At 42.9% G+C, this 1,268-nt stretch carries 1 protein-coding gene; it reads right to left on the minus strand.

The features are described 5' to 3' along the window. Positions 1 to 329: aminotransferase class III-fold pyridoxal phosphate-dependent enzyme (locus tag AB4653_RS26755; RefSeq protein WP_372105744.1), on the minus strand; the 329-nt coding region annotated here is incomplete at its 3' end. Between the last annotated feature and the right edge of the window lie 939 nt (positions 330 to 1,268).

Consider the following 1,268-nt stretch of genomic DNA (forward strand, 5'->3'; position numbering starts at 1 on the left):
CCAGAATCGAGTTGGTCTTTAAGTGCTTGGTTAATCTCAGGGTGGTTGTAGCCCAGAGAAAGTGTACCTGCACCTGCTAAGCAATCGAGAAATAGTTGGCCACGAGTATCTTCAACTAAAACACCACATGCTCTTTTAATAGCAATCGGTAGGCGTCTTGGGTATGAACGAACATCCGATTCATGCTGCTTTTGCTCAAGCAAAATAGCGTCGGGTGTTAGGTCGTAAGTTCCCTCTACGATAGGAACCATAGTTGAAAATGAATTTGCGATAGTATTAATATCGACTTCAAAGGCGGTAGTCATAAAAGTCCCCTTGAATGTGTTCATACTCACCTCCATCAGACGCAATTGCACACCGTCCCTCTATTGATTTAGAGAGAGTTCATAGTGAAACACGCGTATTGTCTAGAAATGAGATATAGCTGTACGCTCGCATAAGTCAAATGACGAATACGAAATTAGGCCGTCTTAGGACAGCAAAAATTAGTTAGCGTGAGCTCAAGGTTCAGTAATGCTACTGTTTTGAAGAATTGGACATTTGTGCAGTATCGGACAGCTATGAAGAACTGGCCCTTTTGGAAATGCAGAGCTGATTAGCAATGTTGTTATTAGTGTGTTCAATGTTGGGTTTCCCATTAGCATGGCGAATTGCGCCATAAGTATCCCGTCTATCAGCTAAAGGCTAGCTGATACCTACCCTACGTAATGTCCCAATCAGCAAGAATGGTCACTACGCGTATCCCCCAGAAGCAATCGTTGCTCTTCTTGAACATTGTTCATTCCGAGATTGCGCGGGAAAATAACATAAAGTGAAATGAACGATCAATAGTTTTTAATAATCGCTTGATAAATAGGAGCGGTAACTGACAAATTGCTGAAAATATCGTCAAGTTAATCTTTAGGTAAGGAGATCCCCGGTTCATTCGTTCCTCACGCCCGAGGATGACTACGCGGGTATACAAACGTTGCTAGTGAGGGCTTTGAGGCTGTGGCGCCTTTCCGTCATTCCCTAGCACGAAGAACGAGTTCATAGGGAATCTCGCTTTTAAAAGCTAAGTAATGTAAACGAACTTGATAGCAACATTTTGAGATAGAAAAGGAAGTTTGGGTGTGTTCAAACAGAAAGAGGAATAACGCATAAAAATCAGAACAGCAGAAACCAAAAAGCCCGAACATTTCTGTTCGGGCTTTCTAATTTGGAGCGATACATCGGGTTCGAACCGATGACCTCAACCTTGGCAAGGTTGCGCTCTACCAACTGAGCTA

It is taken from the genome of Vibrio sp. 10N.222.48.A3 (assembly GCF_041475345.1).
GTDB lineage: Bacteria > Pseudomonadota > Gammaproteobacteria > Enterobacterales > Vibrionaceae > Vibrio > Vibrio tasmaniensis_A.